Source organism: Pseudarthrobacter sp. NamB4, from assembly GCF_005796185.1.
Lineage (GTDB): Bacteria > Actinomycetota > Actinomycetes > Actinomycetales > Micrococcaceae > Arthrobacter.
Window position 1 is genome coordinate 14384 of sequence record NZ_VAHM01000012.1, and the last position, 15712, is coordinate 30095.

Here is a 15712-nt window from a genome sequence, read left to right on the forward strand (position 1 = left end):
GGCCGGCGGGCCGTCCGGGCCGGCGGGCCGTCCGGGCATAATGAAGTGGTGACTGCACCCCGCGCCTGGCTTATCTGGACCATTGGAATATTCGGGTACCTGGTGGCCGTGGCGCAGCGCACGTCCTTTGGTGTCGTGGGCCTGGAAGCCACCGAGCGGTTCCATGCCAGCGCCTCGGCCATCTCGTTCTTCACCGTCCTGCAGCTCCTTGTATACGCAGGGCTCCAGATCCCCGTCGGCCTGCTGGTGGACAGGTTCGGCTCCCGGGCCATGATTGCCGGCGGGGCGGTCCTGATGGGACTGGGCCAGCTGCAGCTGGCCTTCGCGGACAGCATTCCCGGGGGAGTGGCCGGGCGGGTCCTGGTAGGTGCTGGGGACGCCATGACCTTCATTTCGGTCATCCGCCTGATTCCGCTATGGTTCGCTCCTGCCAGGGTGCCGCTGGTGACCCAGCTGACCGGCATGTCAGGCCAGCTGGGACAGCTGTTCAGCGTCATCCCGTTTGCCTTCGTCCTGCATCTCTCCGGCTGGACCCCCGCATTCCTGATGCTGGCCGGGATGTCGGCTCTCGCCGTCGTCCTGGTCCTGGTACTCCTGCAGGACGTCCCGCCGGGCACGGAGCGGCCGCAGGCCCGGCAGGGGCTCAGGGCCACCGGTGCATCGCTGGGGCGGGCGTGGCGCCAGCCGGGTACCCGGCTGGGGTTGTGGAGCCACTTCACCATCCAGTTCAGCGGCACGGTGTTCGCGATGACGTGGGGCTACCCCTTCCTTATTTCGGGCCAGGGACTGGACACCGGAACCGTGGCTGCCCTCATGGCGCTTTACGTCGCCGCCGCGATGGCCGTGGGTCCGTTCATCGGGCGGTTTGTTTCGAGGCATCCGTTGCGGCGCTCCACCATGGTCCTGCTGATCGCCGGGGCCACCGCGGGAGCATGGGCCGCTGTCCTGCTGACCCCCGGGCGGTCGCCCTTGTGGCTGCTGGCAGGGCTGGTGGTGGTCCTGGCCATCGGCGGACCCGGCTCCATGATCGGCTTCGACTTCGCGCGGACCTTCAATCCCGCACACCGGATCGGTACCGCCACCGGCATAGTCAACGTGGGCGGGTTCATTGCCGCCCTGGTCGCGATCTTCCTGATCGGCCTGGTGCTCGACGTCCTGTATGCGGGCGGCTTCTCCAATGGAGTGCTGTACGGGCTGGACCCGTTCCGGATTGCTTTGAGCATCCAGTTCCTCCTGCTTGGCTTTGGTGCGGCAGCCATGCTGGTGTGCCGGCGCAAGGTCCGCCGGCAGATGGCTGCCCAGGGTGTTGTGGTCCCGCCGCTTCGGACCGCCCTGGCCCGCCAGCGCCGGGAAAGCCTTGCCCGGCGCAGGCAGGCGTCCGCGAAGGAACTCTGATACTGGTCCTCCACAGCCGGATTTACCCACTTAGTGCCGGCTTGCCCACATAGCAGCATTCGGCCCTTAACCAGGGCGCGCAGGCGGCGAATGCTTGAGCCATGACACCTTCAGAACGCCTCACAGTGCGCGGACCGGAAGACATCCTGGGCTTCATTCCCCACTCGCTGGGATATTGGCCAGCCAACAGCTTGGTTGCCATGACGCTGCAGGGCAAGAGTCTCGGGGCCACCCTGCGGCTTGACCTGCCGGACCGCGATGTCCTGGCGGCACCGTCAAAATACCTGCGGGCCGTCCGGCGCTACCTTGAGGCGGACAAGGAAGCCGATGGCACCTTGCTGGCGATCTTCACGGGCAACGGCGGGGCGGCGGCGCCATCCATGTACGACGGTTTGCTGGCCGGCCTGGACTCCATGCTGGAAAGGGCCGGATTGCCGGTCCGGGAAGCCTGGTATGTCGGAAAAGACTACTGGCGGGACGCCTGGTGCATCGATGTGTCGTGCTGCCCCCTGCCGGGCCGTCCCATCCAGCAGATTCGGGACAGCCTGCTCAGCACGGAGATGGTCTACCGGGGAAGCAGCGTAGGTCCGCCGCCTGAGGACCGGTCCGCGCCCGGACCATTGTCCGCCATCCACAGCGACGCAGTGCTGGAGGCCGAGGTCGTGTGGTCGGCCCAGTTGGACCTGCGGCGGCAGAGCCGGCCGCAGTTCAACGCAGTGCTGCGGCAGTGGGAAGCGGCGCTGGCCCGCCGCCCCGCGGATCCTGGGCGGCCGCCGGTGCACTCTGCCGCCTTTCTTCGGGCTACGCTCCTGGTGCCCGCATGGCGTGACGCGGTCCTGGTGATGGCTGCGGCAGGGAAAGCGGCCGCCACGGCCGGGGCCGAGGAATTTGGGATCTTCGCCGGCGATGTGGAGCTGAACCCGCTGGAGCCTCCAGCGGAAGACGCCGGCAGGGAAACAGTTCCGGTCGGATCGCGTGACTGCGGCCCTCCATCCTTCGCCATGGCCGCCGGCGATATGGATGTTGACCGGGAAAGCCTGCTGATGCCCGCCGGCCTGCCGGAAACGCCAGGCCATGGGCCCGGAACGCCAGGCTATGGTGAGGTCCTGATGGGGCAGGCGCCGGCGGTGCCGCAGTGGCCGACGCTGGACTCCCTGGATCTTGTCCTGGGGCAGCTCGCCTTGCCAGGCGGGGCGCCGGCGGCGGCCGCGCTGACTGGAAGGGGCTGGATCGCGTGGTGCCGGGGACGCGGCTCCTATGCGGCCGCCTTCCTCGGCGAGGCCCTTGAGATTGAGCCCGGCTACCGCCTGGCCGGGTTGCTGCTGGAGCTGGTCCGCCGCGGCACTTTATGCGGGTGGGCCTCGCGGAAGGACGCAGCCTGGCAGAAATTCGGACCGGACGCTGAGTGACGGCGGGCCCAGTAACTGGGCGGCAGGGGGTTCCGGGACCCATGGGGAGGTCCTATTCGGGGAAACGTGAGACAATGGTTGCCGAGACCCGGTTGGGTCCGTGTATCGGGTGCTGGTAGGTGCTCCTTTCGGGGAACATTACGGCGGCTCTGGCAGTTGTCCTTAAAGACTCTGCCGGCCGTGGTGGCGCTTGGTTTTCACCACGGACTTGACAGGGTCATAGTGGTGTTGCCCGTATGGCGATTCCACAGACCACCGCTAGAAAGGTTTTCTGTGACCCCGTCTTCCACGAAGAAGGATCCCGCCGCCCAGGACGAACTGTCCGCTGAGGAAAAGCAGGCTGCAACCAACGCCAAGCGGGCAGCTACGCGGGCAGCCAACAAGGCTTCAGCCGGTGAGGCTGCAGCGGACGGCAAGCGCGAGCCCAAGAAGCGCGGCCCCAAGCCGGGCGCGAAGGCAGCTGCCGAGGCTGCCGGAAAGTCAGCCGGTGACACTGACACCGAGGACGTCGAAGAAGTTGAGGAAGACCTTGACGACATCATCCTCGAAGCACCTGATGTTGTTGAGGAAGAAGCCGACGCCGAGGCGGATCCCGCCAAGGCAGCCGCCGGCTCGGGCAAGGGTTTCGTCTACTCGGACGCCGATGACGACGACGCACCTGTCCAGCAGGTCATGTCGGCCGGCGCCACCGCGGACCCCGTCAAGGACTACCTGAAGCAGATCGGTAAGGTTGCGCTGCTCAATGCCGAGCAGGAAGTGGACCTCGCCCTCCGGATCGAAGCCGGCCTGTTTGCCGAAGAGAAGATTAACGCGGACGACGGCTCCATGGATCCGAAGTACCGGCGCGAGCTTGAGTTCATCATCCATGACGGCAAGCGCGCCAAGAACCACCTGCTTGAGGCCAACCTTCGCCTTGTAGTCTCGCTGGCCAAGCGCTACACCGGCCGCGGCATGCTCTTCCTTGACCTCATCCAGGAGGGCAACCTGGGCCTCATCCGTGCCGTGGAGAAGTTCGACTACACCAAGGGCTTCAAGTTCTCCACCTACGCCACCTGGTGGATCCGCCAGGCCATCACGCGCGCCATGGCTGACCAGGCCCGCACCATCCGTATTCCGGTGCACATGGTGGAAGTCATCAACAAGCTGGCCCGCGTCCAGCGCCAGATGCTCCAGGACCTCGGCCGCGAACCCACGCCCGAAGAGCTGGCGCTCGAACTCGACATGACGCCCGAAAAGGTCGTCGAAGTCCAGAAGTACGGCCGCGAGCCCATTTCGCTGCACACGCCGCTTGGGGAGGACGGCGACTCCGAGTTCGGCGACCTCATCGAGGACTCCGAGGCCGTGGTTCCCGCGGACGCCGTGAGCTTTACGCTCCTGCAGGAGCAGCTGCACTCTGTCCTGGACACCCTCTCCGAGCGCGAGGCGGGGGTGGTGGCGATGCGCTTCGGGCTGACCGACGGACAGCCGAAGACTTTAGACGAAATCGGCAAGGTCTACGGCGTCACCCGCGAGCGTATCCGGCAGATCGAATCAAAGACCATGTCCAAGCTCCGCCACCCCTCGCGGTCGCAGGTGCTCCGGGATTACCTGGACTAGGGACTGCCCGGACTAAAGACTGCCGTCCCGGCAGGACACCATAAGGCGGCCCGCCGGCCGCTGCGGCTTCCAGAAGCTGCAGCGGCCGGCGGGCAGTTTTTTGTCCACTGATCAGCAAGCACAACCGGGCGCGCCGGCCGGCATGCGCTGCCGTGGACTTGATGGCGGTTAAAAAATTGGGACCCCACCATGTGGTGGGGTCCCAACAGCTTCAGCGCGCTAGTCGATTTCTACGGCTGCCTTCTCGTGAAGCTTGGCCGTCTCATCGTGCCAGTCGGAGCTCAACGGCTTGAGAGTCGCCTCGACGGCACGGGCGTGGTGGCCGCAGAACAACAGCTCACCACCGGAGGACTCCAATACAACCCGGACGTAGGCCTGAGCTCCGCAACGGTCGCACCGGTCGAGTGCATTGAGTGTGCGGTCTGCCACTGCTGTTGTCATGTCGGCCTCCTTAGTAGATCAGTACGTCTATATAACCAGCATTCGTAACAAAACCATCGCAAGGATGGGGCAAGTTCGCTGTGCGCGTATCCGCAACGTTGGCTCAAGAACTGCGCAGCCGCCGTCGTAACCGCCCGGGTGGCGTGGTCCACACCGTCCGCCAGGTGTGGCACCCGGCCCTCCGCGGCGGAGCCGACTACCCTAGAAGGAGCGCTTCGGCGCCCGTTTCATCCGTCCCTGAAGGAGTTCACCACCAGTGGCACCAAGTTCTGATTACACTGCCCGGCACCTGTCTGTTTTGGAGGGCCTCGAAGCCGTCCGCAAGCGCCCGGGCATGTACATCGGTTCCACCGACTCCCGCGGGCTGATGCACTGCCTCTGGGAAATTATCGACAACTCCGTGGACGAGGCCCTGGCCGGGTTCGGACACGACATCAAAATCATCCTTCACGCGGACAACTCCGTGGAGATCCACGATGACGGGCGCGGCATCCCCATCGACAAGGAGCCCAAGACCGGCCTGACGGGCGTCGAGGTGGTGTTCACCAAGCTCCATGCCGGCGGCAAATTCGGCGGCGGCTCCTACACGGCCTCGGGCGGGCTCCACGGTGTGGGCGCCTCAGTGGTGAACGCACTGTCCGCCCGCCTGGACGTTGAGGTCGACCGTGGCGGCAAGACCTACAGGATGTCCTTCCGGCGCGGCGAGCCCGGACGCTTCAAGGACACCGGCTCCAGGCTGGATCCCGCGGCCCCCTTCACCCCCTTCGTGGACGACTCGGTGCTCGACGTTGTGGGCAAGGCCAAGCGCGGGGTCACCGGAACCCGTATCCGGTACTGGGCGGACCGGCAGATCTTCACCCCGGACGCAAAGTTTTCCTACGAGGACCTGGCAGCCCGCGCCCGGCAAACGTCCTTCCTGGTGCCCGGCCTCAAACTGACCGTGCGGGACGAGCGGAAAATTCCGGGAACCCCCGGCGAGGCGGGTGCCCATGAGGAGGTCTTCCATCATGACGGCGGCATCTCCGAGTTCGTGGAGTTCCTTGCCGCCGACCCCGCAGTCACCGATGTATGGCGGCTGCACGGTTCCGGGAAGTTCAAGGAGACGGTTCCCGTGCTGGACGAGCGCGGCCACAGCCAGTTGGCAGAGGTGGAGCGCGACTGTGAAGTGGACGTGGCGCTGCGCTGGGGGATCGGCTATGACAGCACCGTCCGGAGCTTCGTCAACATCATTTCCACCCCTAAGGGCGGCACGCATCAGTCCGGTTTTGAGCAGGCCCTGGTCAAAACCTTCCGCAAAGCAGTGGAAAACAACGCCCGCAAGCTCAAGGCCGGCAACGACAAAATCGAGAAGGACGACATCTTTGCCGGCCTCACGGCCGTCCTGACAGTGCGCCTGGCTGAGCCGCAGTTCGAGGGCCAGACCAAGGAGATCCTCGGCACCTCGGCCGTGCGCGCCATTGTCTCCAAAGTGGTGGAACGCGAGATCAGCGCGAAGCTCAGTTCTGCAAACCGGAACGACAAAGCCCAGTCGGCCCTGCTGCTGGAAAAAATCGTCAGCGAGATGAAGTCCCGCATCTCTGCCCGCGTGCACAAGGAAACCCAGCGGCGGAAGAACGCGCTGGAGACTTCCTCGATGCCTACCAAGCTGGCAGACTGCCGGACGGACGACGTCGAACGTTCGGAACTGTTCATCGTGGAAGGCGACTCGGCGCTGGGCACTGCCAAACTGGCGCGGTCCTCCGACTTCCAGGCGCTGCTGCCCATCCGGGGCAAAATCCTCAACGTCCAGAAGGCCTCGGTGGGGGACATGCTTTCCAACGCCGAATGCGCGGCTCTGATCCAGGTGGTGGGCGCCGGTTCCGGCCGTAGCTTCGATATCAGCGCCGCGCGCTACGGCAAGGTCATCCTGATGACGGATGCCGACGTGGACGGCGCGCACATCCGTACCCTCCTGCTGACCCTCTTTTTCCGCTACATGCGTCCCATGATCGACGAGGGCAGGGTCTTTGCCGCCGTACCCCCGCTGCACCGGGTGGAGGTCATCAACCAGGGGCAGAAGGCCAACGAGATGATTTACACGTACTCGGAGGCCGAGCTGCACGTGCTGCTTGCGCGGCTTGCGAAGGAGGGCAAGCGGTACAAGGAGCCCATCCAGCGGTACAAGGGCCTGGGTGAAATGGATGCCGAACAGCTGGCCGAGACCACCATGGACCCGCGGCACCGCACCCTGCGGAAGGTGGGCATCGAGAACGCGAAGCAGGCGGAGGAGATCTTTGACCTGCTGATGGGTTCCGACGTGTCCCCGCGCAAGGACTTCATCATCGCGGGAGCATCCAGCCTGGACCGGGAGCGCATCGACGCCTAAGGGCGGCGGGGGCGGACGGCGGGAATCAGCCCAGCAAACCCGGCACCACCAGCAGCGCCGTGGGCAGTGCCAGCAGCAGTGCGCAACCGGCCAGGACGAGGCTGCGGACGGCCGCCGGAAGCTCGGGTTGGGGCGACAGCAGCCGGCTGACCCGGGAGGCCGTGGTGCGGGCAGAGTCCGAGCCGGAGGTGCCCGCGGTTTCAAGTCCGGCAAGTGCAGGGCTGGAGGCCCCGGCACGCAGTTCGGCCCTCCCGGTGTCCGCGGCCGATCCGCTGGCCACGATGGCGATGGCTTTGATCAGCGTGGCCTTGCTTTCGGTTTTCAGGGCGACGTCGTCGGCCAGCATCTCGATCAGCGAGTTCACTGCCTCCTGGGCGAGGCGGGTGGTGGGCAGCCAGGGCAGGGCCTGCCGCCATGCTGCAAAGGCCCACAGGAGCAGGTGGTGCCGCTGGCTCAGGTGCGCGTTCTCGTGGATCAGGACGGCACGCAGTTCGGCGGGCTCAAGGGCCGCCATCAGGCCATCGGACAGTACCGTGACGGAGCGCGCGCCGCCGGGGAGGCAGTAGGCCACGGGGGAGTCGTGGCTGATCACCAGGGTTCCGGCTCTCTCAGCTGAGGGCGAGGCCAGCAGGGCCAGCAGTTCGCGGTGCCGCCGCCGCTGCCGCTCAATTTTGTAGTAGGTCAGCAGGAGGGTGAACACCAGGTGCGCGGTGAGCAGAGCGGCAGCCGACAGGGCAAAGATATGCCAAAACCCCAGGGCGGTGGTGGGGGCATTGAAAAGCACCATTCCCGCCAGTGCCCGCAGCCCGGCGATCAGGTTGTCGCCGATCGGTTCGAGGCCGTACACGAGCATGGCGCCGATCATTGACAGCCCACCGGCCAGCGCAATCGCCTGCCAGAGGAGCATGGCAGTGAACGGTGAGCGGGCGGGCCACTTCGCCCGTGACAGCAGGATAGGCACCGGCCACGCCAGGACTATCGCTAGGACCGCCAGCAGGTATGAGGCCCAGAACATAATCCGTTAGAGGTGGCCCAGCAGTTTGCGCAGAGTCTCGGCTTCACCCTCGGAAACGGATCCAATGAAGCGTGCCAGCACAGCCTCGCGGTCCGGAGCGGATCCCAGCACCTCATGCATCAGTTCCGCGGTGTGGTCCTCGCGGCTGGACACGGCCTGGTAGCGGTGGGGGCGGGTGCCGCGTTCGCGCTCGACCAGGCCCTTCTTTTCCAGCCGTGAGAGCACGGTCAGCACAGTGGTGACGGCAAGTTCCTTGCCCTCATGCCCTCCCGCACCGCCCTGGCCGGCGGACGTCTGCGCCAACCGGTCCCGCAGGGTGTTGGCGGTGGCTGCTCCCTGGCCCGCCCAGAGCAGGTCCATCACTGCCCGTTCCAGTTCACCAAGACTAGCCATTGCACTCTTCCTTTGTTCCCCGCGCCGCCAGCCTCAAGGCTGCCGGCGACTGCACGCGAATTCTTAAGCTACAGAAACAAATTTACCCCGAAATCCCGCTTCTTTCTACATTGGGTAGAACAAGCGGCTGCGCGCCGCGCCGCGGGCCGGACGGAAGCCGACATCACTTTTACACTGCAGCGGAAGTTGTTCTACACTCGGTAGAAGTTGGAGTTCTACAAAACGTAGAAGACCCGCATTCCGCCGACACGAGGGACCCGCCTTGGACGCTATGGACGCGCTGGAAATCGCACGCTGGCAATTCGGTATCACCACCGTCTACCACTTCATGATGGTCCCGCTGACCATCGGCCTAGGGCTGGTGGTCGCCGTGATCCAGACCGCCTGGCACCGCACCGGCAACCCGGCATACCTGCGCATGACCAAGTTCTGGGGAAAGCTCTTCCTCATTAACTTCATCATGGGCGTGGCCACCGGCATCGTGCAGGAGTTCCAGTTCGGCATGGCCTGGAGCGAGTACAGCCGGTTTGTGGGCGACGTCTTCGGCGCCCCGCTGGCACTGGAGGCGCTGCTCGCCTTCTTCGTCGAGTCAACGTTCCTGGGCCTGTGGATTTTTGGGTGGAAGCAGCTCAAGCCGGCCATCCACCTGGCCTGCCTCTGGATCGCCGTCATCGGCTCGGTGTTCTCTGCCTACTTCATCATCGTGGCCAACAGCTGGATGCAGCACCCCGTGGGGGTGGAGATGGTGGATGGCCGGCCGGTCATGACCGATGCCTGGGCAGTTTTCACCAACAACACGGCACTCGTGGCCGTGCCCCATACGCTGTTCGGCGCACTGGCGGTCGCAGGCGGTTTCCTGCTGGGCATCGCCTGGTACCACCTCTGGCGGAGGCGTCACGACGGCGTCGACACGGTGGGCGCGGACGGCAAGGTGATCGCTGGTGAAGCGCCAGACATCCCCGGCCGAGACCGCGACGACCACAAGGTCTGGCTCCGGTCCCTCCGCATCGGCGCAGTGGTGGCTATGATTTCCTTTGCGGGCACCGCCATTACCGGTGACCTCCAGGGCAAGCTGATGTTCGAACAGCAGCCCATGAAAATGGCGGCTGCGGAAGCCGCCTGCCACGACGGCACCGGGTTCTCCGTCTTGAGTGTGGGCAACCTCGGTTCCCAGAGCTGCGACGACATTGTTGCGCTGATCGAAGTCCCGGGCATCCTGTCCTACCTTGCCAAGGGCGACTTCACCACCGAGGTGCAGGGCGTCAACAGCCTCCTGCCCCAGTACCAGGAAGCCTACGGAACCCATCTTCCGGACAACCCCATCTATGGCGAGCGTGCCGGCCAAGAGATCGACTACCTGCCGGTCATGGAGGTCACCTACTGGGGCTTCCGCATGATGATCGGCTTCGGCGGCCTCGCGGCGCTGGCAGCCCTGGTGTCCCTTTGGCTTACCCGGAAGGGAACCGTCCCGGAGTCCCCGTGGCTCATGCGGCTGGCCGTCTTCGGCATCCTTGCCCCCTTCGGCGCCAACGCAGCAGGCTGGATCTTTACCGAGATGGGCCGGCAGCCCTTTGTAGTGGCCCCCAACCCCGACCCCAACGGCATTGACCAGGTTTTCATGTTCACGGCCGCCGCCGTCTCGCCGGGGGTCACGGCCGGGGAGCTGCTGGCGTCGATGGTTGCGCTGACATCGGTCTACGCAATCCTGCTGGTGGTCGAGGTCAAGCTGCTGGTCAAGTACATCCGCGGCGGCGTGGTCTCCGCAATGCCCGAACTGGTCCACGCACCCGTCGATGAGAACGAGGACGCTACCCCCGGATCCGGAGGTTCCGGCGGCGCCAAGCCCGCCGACGACGTCCTGGCCTTCGCCTACTAAGCCGAGCACAGAGGAAACGAAGAATGGAACTGCTGCCAACCATCTGGTTCATCGCCATCGCGGTGCTGTGGACCGGGTACCTCTTCCTGGAGGGCTTCGATCTCGGCGTCGGAATGCTCATGAAGCTTTTCGCCCGAAACAACACTGATCGCAGGGTCCTGCTGAGCACCATCGGCCCGGTCTGGGACGGCAACGAGGTGTGGCTCCTGACGGCAGGCGGCGCCACCTTTGCTGCCTTTCCACTCTGGTACGCCTCGCTGTTTTCGGCCCTCTACCTCCCGCTGCTGGTGGTGCTGGTCGCCCTGATTTTCCGTGCGGTGGCCTTCGAATACCGGGGCAAGGTGGACAACGACCAGTGGCGTGCGCGCTGGGACTGGGCCATTGCCCTGGGTTCCTTCTTCGCAGCCTTCGGGGTGGGCGCTGCCCTGGCCCTCACCACCACCGGGCTTCCCCTCAACGCCAACGGTGACCGTGAAGGCGGCCCCCTCGCCTGGTTCAGCGGTTACGCGGTGCTGGGCGGGCTGGCCGTGGCGGGCTTCTCGCTGGTGCACGCCCTTGCCTTCCTGGCGTTGAAGACCGACGGCGAGGTCCGGCGCCGGGCACGACGGTGGTTCGTCCGGTTGCTTCCGGTCCTGCTGCTGCCCATCGCCGGCTGGGCCCTCAGCATCCAGGTCCTGGATGGCAAGCCGTGGACCTGGGCGCTGGTCCTGCTCGCCGTGGCCGCGGCGGCCGCTGCCTGGAACCTTGCCAGGAGGGCAGCCGAGGGCAAGGCCTTCCTTGCCCTGGGTGCCTTTCTGGTCCTCGGCACGGCCTCCATCTTTGGCGCCGTCTTCCCCGTGGTGCTGCCCTCCACCCTGGACAGCGCGTTTGACCTGACCATTTCCAACGCTTCGTCCTCGGACTACACTCTGGGGCTTATGAGTGTTGTGGCCGCCTTCGGCCTCCCTTTGGTCATCGCCTACCAGGCATGGACCTACTGGGTTTTCCGCCGCCGCGTGAGTGCAGCCCATATCCCGGAAGCGCACAGCTTCCTGCCGGCCATCGCCGCCAAGGCGTTCACCGCGAAGGGCTGACATGCGGCCAAGCTTCCCTCCAGGTCCAGCCACCCGTTCCGCCATCTACCTGCTCGGGCTGCTGGCAGCGCTGAAGGCGTTGTCGCTGGTCCTGGTGGGCCAGGCCGTGGCTTCCGCGCTGGCGGGCCTGGCGGCAGGAACTCCGGACTGGGACAGCCAGGTACTGCCCGGGGTTGCCGGCGTGGTCCTGCGCTCCCTGGCCGTCTGGGGGCAGGCCGTAGCAGCGCGCCGGGCGGCCCTGGGCACCAAGGAGGAGCTCCGTGCCGGGCTGCTGGAAAGGTCGCTGCGGAGCGGCGGCCGGGGGAGGGGCCCCACTGACGGCGGCCTGGCAGTTCTGGCCACGCGCGGCCTGGACGCGCTGGACAGCTACTACACGCAGTTCCTTCCGGCCCTGGTAAATTGCGCCGCAATCCCGCTGCTGCTGGGCGCCCGGACCCTGTTCGCCGATTGGGTCAGCGCCGTGGTGATTGTCCTGACGGTGCCGCTCGTGCCGCTCTTCATGGTGCTGATCGGCAGGTACACCGAGGACAGCGTCAGGGAAGCACAGGGCACCCTGGGCAGGCTCTCCGCCCACATGCTCGAACTGGCCAAGGGGCTGCCGGTCCTGGTGGGGCTCGGACGGGCCACGGCGCAGCGCAAGGCCCTGGAAGAGATCTCGGAGGAGTACCGGTCCCGGACCATGGGGACCTTGCGGACAGCCTTCCTGTCGGCGCTGGCGCTGGAACTGATCGCCACCATCTCCGTTGCCGTGGTGGCCGTCTTCATCGGCGTCCGCCTGGTGCACGGCGACATGCCGCTCGAGGCCGGCCTGCTGGCCCTCATCCTAGCGCCGGACTGCTATCTGCCTCTGCGTGAACTGGGCACCGCCCACCATGCCAGCGACGACGGCCGCGTAGCCCTTGCCGAAACGAACCGGGTGATGGAATCACCGGAGCCGGCACCGCTTCCGGCGGCCAAGCCGGGAAGGCCCGGCGCGCCCATCAGCGTCGCCGGCCTCACCGTCAGCTACAGCGGAAGGCGCGGCCCCGCCGTCGGCCCGCTCAGCTTCACCGCTCCGCAGGGAAGGATCACCGCCCTGGATGGAGCCAGCGGCGCGGGAAAGAGCAGCGTCCTGGGCGTTTTGGCCGGGACGATAGGGGACGGGGCCGGCACCGAAGTTACCGGCACCATCAAAGGCCTGGACCGCGCTGCGCTCGCCTGGGTGCCGCAGCATCCCGTGATGCTGGCGGAGACTGTCCTGGACGAGGTGGCGCTCTACTTTTCCGGGAACATCCGCGGAGCCCATGGCCACTCCGGGGTGGAAGCAGCAGCCCGCACATGCCTTGTCCGCGCCGGCGCCGGCCACCTGGCCCACCAGCACCCTGCTGAGCTGAGCCCGGGCGAGCAGCGGAGGGTGGCGCTGGCACGTGGGCTCGCCAGGATCGAGGCCGGCGCGACGGTTTTGCTCCTCGACGAACCCACCGCCCACCTGGACAAGGCGTCGGCGCTGGTGGTTGAGGAAGCCATCAGCAAACTCCGTGGCCGCGTCACCACCATCCTGGTGGCGCACAATGAGCGCACCCGCAACCTCGCGGACCAGTTGGTGCCGGTAGGGGCCGGCGGACAGCAGGCCGCGTCCGGTGGAGCGCACGGCCCTGCCAAGGGTCAGACCGCAGGCTACGGGGCAGCCGCTGCAGGTCGGCCTGCCACCCCCGGCCTTAGGGAAACCGCCGCTGCGGCGGAAGGTTCACCGGGAACCGCTGCCGCCGGAGACCGAGGCGCGGCCGCCAGCAAGGCCGCCGTCGCCACTGCCTCCGTCGCCACTGCCTCCGGTGCAGGTACCTCCGCTGCCCGCGGCGCGGATGCCCGTGTCCCGGTCAACCGCGGAGACAAAACCGCAACAGCCCGCCTCCTCGCAGCGCTCCTGGTGCCGGTGCGGGGCAAGTTCGCAGCGGCTGCCCTGGTGGGCACGCTCGCCGCTGTCTTCGCCGTCGCGCTGTCCGGGCTGTCCGGCTGGCTGATCATCCGGGCCAGCGAACAGCCGCCCATCCTGTACCTGCTGACAGCGATTGTGGGGGTGCGGTTCTTCGGGATTGGCCGGGCAGTGCTGCGCTACTGCGAACGGCTGCTCCTTCACGATGCGGTCTTTGCCGCGCTCACAAGGCTCCGCGGGCGGCTGTGGGAGTCCCTGAGCCGCAGGGCCCTGGCGCTGCGCCGCCTGCTTCAGGGCGGAAACGTCCTGGGCACGGTGATCGACGACGTCGACACCGTCCGTGATCTCCTGCCCCGCGTTGTGCTGCCGCCCGTCACCGCCGCAGCCGTGGCCGCACTGGGCATGGCCGCAACCTGGCTGCTGGTGCCGGCAGCGGTTCCGGCCGTCCTGGCGGCCGTTGCTGTCAGCCTCATCCTGGCGCCCGCCATGGCCCTGTGGGCGGACCGGAAGTCTGCCAGTGCGGAGCAGGTTCTGAGATCGGGCGTCCTTCGCCGCATATCGGCAGCCCTGGATGCCCGCGCCGAGCTGCAGGCCAACGGAGTTGCTTTCCCCGTCCTCCAAGGGCTGCGTACGCAGGACCGGGACGCCACCCGCGCCTCCCAGCGGTCGGCCTGGGCGGACGGCCTGGGCCATGCGGTCACCACTGCCTCCTGCGGTGCAGCGTCCCTCGCTGCCGCCTGGCTGGCAGCTCCCGCAGTGCTCGACGGCCGGCTTGCCCCCGCCACCGCCGCTGTCATAGTGCTGCTGCTCCTCGCCCTGGTGGAACCCTTTGCCGCCATGACGACGGCGGTGCGCCAGTCTCCGGCGCTGCGGACCGTCCTGCGGCGGGTGGCAGAGTCCGGTGCCCTCGATCCTGTTCCGGCGGGTGCGGCGGGCACTTCCACTGACGGGCTGCACGGCGTGCCGGCCCGCCGCGGCGGCGTTCCCGGCGTGGAACTTGAGCGGCTGTCAGCAGCGTGGCCGGGCGGGGAACCGGTGTTTTCCGGGCTGGATGCAGTGGCGGAACCGGGCCGGTGGCTGGCGATTACCGGGCCTTCCGGCTCCGGAAAGTCCACGCTGCTTTCGGTCCTGCTGGGCTTCCTTCCCCCTGCGGCGGGCCGGGTCCGGGTGACGGGCCGGGCTGCCTGGTGTCCACAGGAGGCGCATCTCTTTGACTCGACCATCCGCGGCAACCTGCTGCTGGGCAGGCCCTCCGGCACTGACGGAACTGCCGCCGGCGGAGCCGCCAACGGCGGAACCGGCAACAATGGCCGGGCTGGAAGCGACGCGGAACTGCTGGAGGTGCTTGCCGCCGTGGGGCTCAGCAGCCTGGTGGAGCGGCTTCCGGCCGGCCTGGACACCCGGATCGGTCCGGGCGGGGCGTTCCTGAGCGGGGGAGAGCGCCAGCGCCTGGCCGTGGCGCGCACCCTGATGACCGGGGCGGAGGTGATCCTGCTGGACGAACCGACGGCCCACCTGGATGCGGAGTCCGCCGAAACGATGCTGGCGGACCTGCGGGCGGGACTGCGCAGCCGTACGGTTGTCCTGGTGACCCATAACCCGGCAGATATCCTGCCGGAGGATGCGCGGCTGGATCTGCCCGCCGGTGCATGGGAGGGTGCCCGGCAGCCGGTTCACGGAGCGGCGCCGGCCTATGCCGCCACGGTTTCTGGGGAAGCTCAGCCGTCCACGTCGTGAAGGTGGTGGACCACGTCGTGCAGGAAATACTGGGCCAGCGTGAGGACCGTGAATTCCGAGCCGTTGCTGCGCAGCCCCTTCCGGCCCCACTCCGATTCCCCGACGCGGGCGAATGAGTCGGCCGCCTGCCTGCCCTCGGCCGTGATCTCGGCGCTCACCACTGCCGGGTCAGCGGTGGCATAGTCCTTGTCGATGGCCGTCTGGTCCTGGTCCCAGTTGTCGAATCTTGCGTCGTCCGAATCCAGCATGAGGTTCAGGCGCTGGTCGAAGAGGCTGAACACGTCCCGGACATGGCAGGCGTACTCCAGCGGGGACCAGGTGTGGTCGTTGGGGCGTTCCACGGCGCCGGGCCTGCGGAGGACGGCCCGCCAGCGCGGCAGCATGTTTTTAATGCTTCCGGGGACCGTTGACGGTGTCACCGCGGAGGCATCGAACGAGCACTCCGGGCAGGGACGCGTCAGGACCCAGGTCCAGTCCTTTTCATCAGGAACGATAGGCAT

General features: G+C 66.9%; 11 protein-coding genes. 7 read left to right on the top strand and 4 right to left on the bottom strand.

Going from position 1 to position 15712, the window contains the following annotated elements; translation table 11 throughout:
• Positions 1–48 precede the first annotated feature (48 nt).
• The 3 genes from FDW81_RS12275 (at position 49) to FDW81_RS12285 (ending at position 4400) form a co-directional block, all read left to right on the top strand.
• Positions 49–1395: a nitrate/nitrite transporter gene (locus tag FDW81_RS12275; RefSeq protein WP_138134477.1), complete on the top strand. Its 1347-nt coding sequence runs from the start codon at positions 49–51 to the stop codon at positions 1393–1395.
• Between the two features lie 101 nt (positions 1396–1496).
• Positions 1497–2804, top strand: coding sequence for a DUF4192 domain-containing protein (locus FDW81_RS12280; protein ID WP_138134478.1), 1308 nt, complete (start codon positions 1497–1499; stop codon positions 2802–2804).
• Between the two features lie 273 nt (positions 2805–3077).
• Positions 3078–4400 (top strand): RNA polymerase sigma factor, encoded by a 1323-nt coding sequence (locus tag FDW81_RS12285; protein WP_138134479.1) that lies wholly within the window; start codon positions 3078–3080, stop codon positions 4398–4400.
• A gap of 219 nt (positions 4401–4619) precedes the next feature.
• On the opposite strand, the gene FDW81_RS12290 is transcribed toward FDW81_RS12285, so the two are convergent.
• Positions 4620–4841 carry a hypothetical protein gene (locus FDW81_RS12290; RefSeq protein WP_138134480.1) on the bottom strand — a complete coding sequence of 74 codons (222 nt, stop codon included), beginning with the start codon at positions 4839–4841 and terminating at the stop codon, positions 4620–4622.
• A 256-nt stretch (positions 4842–5097) separates the two neighbouring features.
• Between FDW81_RS12290 and FDW81_RS12295 the strand changes: the two genes are divergently transcribed.
• Entirely contained in the window at positions 5098–7206 is a 2109-nt protein-coding gene (locus FDW81_RS12295) for a type IIA DNA topoisomerase subunit B (protein ID WP_138134481.1), read from the top strand.
• Positions 7207–7231: 25 nt separating this feature from the next.
• On the opposite strand, the gene FDW81_RS12300 is transcribed toward FDW81_RS12295, so the two are convergent.
• The gene (locus tag FDW81_RS12300) at positions 7232–8221 is read right to left on the bottom strand and encodes a M56 family metallopeptidase (RefSeq protein WP_138134482.1); all 990 of its coding nucleotides are present in this window, start codon (positions 8219–8221) and stop codon (positions 7232–7234) included.
• Positions 8222–8227: 6 nt separating this feature from the next.
• On the bottom strand, positions 8228–8614 hold the full coding sequence (locus FDW81_RS12305) for a BlaI/MecI/CopY family transcriptional regulator (protein WP_138134483.1): 387 nt from the start codon (positions 8612–8614) through the stop codon (positions 8228–8230).
• Between the two features lie 271 nt (positions 8615–8885).
• Between FDW81_RS12305 and FDW81_RS12310 the strand changes: the two genes are divergently transcribed.
• Genes FDW81_RS12310 through cydD form a run of 3 tightly spaced genes read left to right on the top strand, consistent with a single transcriptional unit; the run spans position 8886 to position 15212 of the window.
• A complete protein-coding gene (locus FDW81_RS12310; protein ID WP_138134569.1) occupies positions 8886–10490 on the top strand; it encodes a cytochrome ubiquinol oxidase subunit I in 1605 nt (534 codons plus the stop codon).
• A gap of 23 nt (positions 10491–10513) precedes the next feature.
• On the top strand, positions 10514–11563 hold the full coding sequence (gene cydB / locus FDW81_RS12315) for a cytochrome d ubiquinol oxidase subunit II (protein WP_138134484.1): 1050 nt from the start codon (positions 10514–10516) through the stop codon (positions 11561–11563).
• Between the two features lies 1 nt (position 11564).
• Entirely contained in the window at positions 11565–15212 is a 3648-nt protein-coding gene (gene cydD, locus FDW81_RS12320; RefSeq protein WP_138134485.1) for a thiol reductant ABC exporter subunit CydD, read from the top strand.
• On the opposite strand, the gene FDW81_RS12325 is transcribed toward cydD, so the two are convergent.
• Complete coding sequence (locus FDW81_RS12325; RefSeq protein WP_138134486.1) at positions 15194–15712, bottom strand: DinB family protein; 519 nt, start codon at positions 15710–15712, stop codon at positions 15194–15196. The genes cydD and FDW81_RS12325 overlap by 19 nt on opposite strands.

Bases quoted from the DNA above. Each gene is read 5' to 3' on its own strand.
- FDW81_RS12280 (WP_138134478.1), top strand. From the start codon at position 1,497: ATGACACCTTCAGAACGCCTCACAGTGCGCGGACCGGAAGACATCCTG.
- FDW81_RS12290 (WP_138134480.1), bottom strand. From the start codon at position 4,841: ATGACAACAGCAGTGGCAGACCGCACACTCAATGCACTCGACCGGTGC.
- FDW81_RS12300 (WP_138134482.1), bottom strand. From the start codon at position 8,221: ATGTTCTGGGCCTCATACCTGCTGGCGGTCCTAGCGATAGTCCTGGCG.
- FDW81_RS12305 (WP_138134483.1), bottom strand. From the start codon at position 8,614: ATGGCTAGTCTTGGTGAACTGGAACGGGCAGTGATGGACCTGCTCTGG.
- FDW81_RS12310 (WP_138134569.1), top strand. From the start codon at position 8,886: ATGGACGCGCTGGAAATCGCACGCTGGCAATTCGGTATCACCACCGTC.
- cydB (WP_138134484.1), top strand. From the start codon at position 10,514: ATGGAACTGCTGCCAACCATCTGGTTCATCGCCATCGCGGTGCTGTGG.
- cydD (WP_138134485.1), top strand. From the start codon at position 11,565: ATGCGGCCAAGCTTCCCTCCAGGTCCAGCCACCCGTTCCGCCATCTAC.
- FDW81_RS12325 (WP_138134486.1), bottom strand. From the start codon at position 15,712: ATGCCTATCGTTCCTGATGAAAAGGACTGGACCTGGGTCCTGACGCGT.